A 3,687-nucleotide genomic window follows, 5' to 3' on the forward strand; every position below is an offset into this window, starting at 1 on the left:
CCTACGAAACGAATACCTAAACCAAACAATACCTTCTCAAAAGGAACTTGCTTACTTGCTTCTATACCTTGTAACATATTATTGGCCGATTTATCTGCCATTCTATCCAAGGCTATAATGTCGTCGAAAGTTAAAGTATAGAGATCTGCATAATTTGAAATCAAACCTTTATTCACCATTAAACTCACGGTTTCGGTTCCGAGTCCGTCTATGTTCAATGCCTTGCGCGAAATAAAGTGATCTATCTTTCCTATGATTTGAGGTCTACACCCTAAATCGTTTGGACAATAGTGCTGTGCTTCTCCCTCTGTTCTTTTGAGTTCTGTTCCACATTCCGGACACTCCTCAATAAAAACAATAGGTTGAGCGTCTTCTGCTCTAGCTTCCAAGTTCACCCCAACAATTTTGGGAATGATTTCTCCACCTTTTTCTACATAAACTTCATCGTGTTCATGTAAATTCAATTTGGCGATTTGGTCGGCATTGTGCAAAGAAGCGCGTTTTACCGTAGTCCCCCCCAATTGTACAGGTTGCAGATTTGCTACAGGAGTGATGGCTCCTGTTCTACCAACTTGGTAGGTTACCTCTTCCAAAATAGAAGAAACCCGTTCTGCTTTAAATTTATAAGCAATGGCCCAACGCGGAGATTTGGCGGTAAAACCAAGCTCTTGTTGCTGACCATAATCATTTACTTTTATAACAACTCCATCTATCTCAAAAGGCAAATTAGCTCTCTCCACATCCCAGTGATGTATAAAGTCCATGATACCATCGATAGAATTGGTTTTTACAATGTATTTCTTTTCTTCTTTAGGAACTTGAAATCCCCAATTCGCTGCAGTTGCTACCGTTTCAAAATGTCCGGTACCCGGCAAATCACCACCGTAAACTCCGTACAGCAAACAATCCAATCCTCTATCTGCAACAACTTTTGAATCTTGCATTTTCAAGGTTCCAGAAGCCGTATTTCTTGGGTTGGCAAATTGTTGTTCTCCCAACTCCTCGCGCATAGCGTTAAGCTGGTGAAAGTTTTCTAATGGAAAGAAGATCTCCCCTCTTATTTCAAAATCTTCTGGATAATCTCCTTTCAATTGTAAAGGAACCGTTTTGATGGTACGCACATTGGCCGAAACATCCTCTCCCTGTGTTCCATCTCCACGCGTTACGGCTTGTACAAATCGACCATTCTCATAACGAATTCCTATGGCAACTCCATCGTACTTTAACTCACAAACGTATTCTATATCGCCCTCTACATTCTTACGTACACGCGCTTCCCACTCCTGAATTTCTTCTTTGGAATAGGAGTTCGACAAAGACAACATCGGGTATTGGTGCACCACCGTTGCAAACTTTTTGGTGATGTCTCCCCCTACTCTTTTGGTCGGACTATTCGGATCTGCCAAGTCTGGATGTTTCTTTTCCAAATCTTCCAGTTCCTTGAGCATTTGATCAAAATCATAATCACTCACCTCCGATTTATTTTCCACGTAGTAAGCATGATTTAGCGCATGCAACTTTGCGGTTAATTCTTTTATTCTATCGCGAACGTTCATTGTTTAAAATTTTGTAGCCTTTAACATGCGGTCTTTCCCCTGCATGTCTTGCTTTAATTCTACCATGAAATAGCCCATACTTTGCAACATGTTCTGGGTTGCAGCGGCATAATTTTCATGCAATTCAAAGTAAATGCTTCCTCCCTCTTTTAAATGAACCATACCATACATTCCAAGGTTTCTGTAAAAAACCAAAGGATCATTATCATCCACAAAAAGTGCAATCCCCGGCTCATGGTCTAGAACATGATCTGCCATAAAGCTTTTATCGGCATTCGGAATATAGGGCGGATTAGATACGATTACATCTAAATTCTTAGGAGCACTCTGTGCGATGTTAAGGGCGTCTTGTTTTTCAACGCTAACATCCAGTCCGGTAAAAGCAACATTTTCTTTCGCTACCGCTAAAGCTGCATCATCGTAATCTATAGCTTTTACCTGGGCTTGGGGCAAAGCCTTTTTAAGCGCCAGTGCAATACACCCTGAACCTGTACACCAATCTTCTAGTGTTAACTCCTTTTCTTTCTGAGCAGCATCTTCCACTATCCAATGTACTAACTCTTCGGTTTCTGGTCGTGGAATAAGTACACCAGGTTTTACTTTTAGCTCCAAATTGTAGAAATAAGTTTCTCCTAAAATGTATTGAAAAGGTTCACCCGAAAGTAGACGTTTTACAGCAGCTCTAAAAAAGAGCAAATCAGATTCACTTACTGTTCCATCTTTGTGTAAAAGGTAATCGTCAAAAGCAAACCCTAAACGTTGGGCAATCAAGCTTTTGCTAATGGTTTTTATCTCATTACCACTAAAATTATCTCGCAGCTTTTCTTCAAAATAAAGCTCTACCGATTTGATATGATTATCCTTTACAAACATGCGGCAACAAAGTAAGTAAAACTCCCCGAAAAATGAAGCCTAAAAAGCTAAATTAAGCAACTCAAAAACCAAATAATCACACAGTTATTTTGAGTAGTTAAGAATTAGGTAGTTATGGGATAAGTGATAAGTTCGAAAACTAAATTTTGGTTTCCAAATGATGACGTCTAATCATCTACCTATTTTTTTCACTTTAGGGATAGTAGCGGCAGCGCCGTGTTGGAGAGGCTCTTGAATGTTGCGTGCTTTGGGGCGACCAAGAAGCCACACTACACGCTACAATGAAAAGTCTCTCCAATTAAGGACTACAGCGAAAAGCCCGACCCCAAGGGGCTTGGGGAAAAGCAAATGAGAAAACATCATGTACAGAGCTATTACGGAGTTCTCCTTAAAAATATATGCAGGATCTCATGGTGGGCCAGAGGAAAACAAATATTTTAGTGCGCGATTAAAACAAGATCTACTGTATTACTACTCATGAACAAAAAAAGTAAGACATATTGCATGCTACGCAGATTATTGATGTGTCTAGTATTTTTGATTCTAGTACCCCAAACACATGCACATCAAAGTATAATTGAGCTAAGCGCTAAGGCCAATAACTTTTTAAACGATTCGCAGTTTGATTCTGCCCTTGTATATTTTGAAAAGGTTAAACAACACCCAAAGATAACCGATCAGCAACTTGGAGAGGTTTATTTAAAAATGGCGCAAACCAACAAGTTAATGGAAGAGTATAAATATGCCCTTTTCTATTTAAACAAGGCCGAGACGCACAATAAAACACTTTATAAAATTGAGGAATTAGCAAAGGTTTACGTGTATTTTGTTGAATTTTACCGTTCCCTTGCCAAGTATGAAAAGGCTGAAAAATACATCGCCTTATTCGAGGACTTACAACAAAAGCACAACCTATCTCCACAAGTCTTGGCACATTATTACAACCGTAGGGCAGCCCTAGCCATGGAAGCCCACGCCGACGTGAAAGAAGTAATAGCATTTTCTCGCAAAGCCTTGGACTTAGCAAACGAAATGCAGGATAAGGAATTACAGGCTATATCCTTCAATGAAATTGGTTTTGTGTATTTAAACATACAAAACCCCGAGGCATTAAGCTATTTTCAGAAAGCTCTGGATATTTGGCGTGACCAAGGGAACCATAGATCTATGGTAACTGTGCTCGAGAACATTGCCCGACTTCACTTTAATAACGGGGCATATACTAAAGCTCTGCAAACTTGCGATGAAGCCTTGCTCC

Annotated in this window: 3 protein-coding genes; 1 reads left to right on the plus strand and 2 read right to left on the minus strand. The window is 39.9% G+C overall.

Features of this window, described 5'->3' with window-relative positions; all coding sequences use genetic code 11:
* Together ligA and prmC are read right to left on the minus strand one after the other, a co-directional pair.
* On the minus strand, positions 1-1,556 hold a 1,556-nt coding region (ligA, locus tag R3333_RS13165; protein WP_318959234.1), incomplete at its 3' end, for an NAD-dependent DNA ligase LigA.
* Positions 1,557-1,559: 3 nt separating this feature from the next.
* A complete protein-coding gene (gene prmC / locus R3333_RS13170) occupies positions 1,560-2,429 on the minus strand; it encodes a peptide chain release factor N(5)-glutamine methyltransferase (protein ID WP_318959235.1) in 870 nt (289 codons plus the stop codon).
* Between the two features lie 504 nt (positions 2,430-2,933).
* Between prmC and R3333_RS13175 the strand changes: the two genes are divergently transcribed.
* Positions 2,934-3,687, plus strand: a 754-nt coding sequence (locus tag R3333_RS13175) for a tetratricopeptide repeat protein (RefSeq protein ID WP_318959236.1), incomplete at its 3' end; no start/stop codon positions are given.

Origin of the sequence: Lishizhenia sp., from assembly GCF_033720595.1 — a bacterium.
Taxonomy (GTDB): domain Bacteria; phylum Bacteroidota; class Bacteroidia; order Flavobacteriales_D; family Crocinitomicaceae; genus Lishizhenia.

Coding starts and splice junctions, on each gene's coding strand:
- prmC (WP_318959235.1), bottom strand. CDS start 2,429: ATGTTTGTAAAGGATAATCATATCAAATCGGTAGAGCTTTATTTTGAA.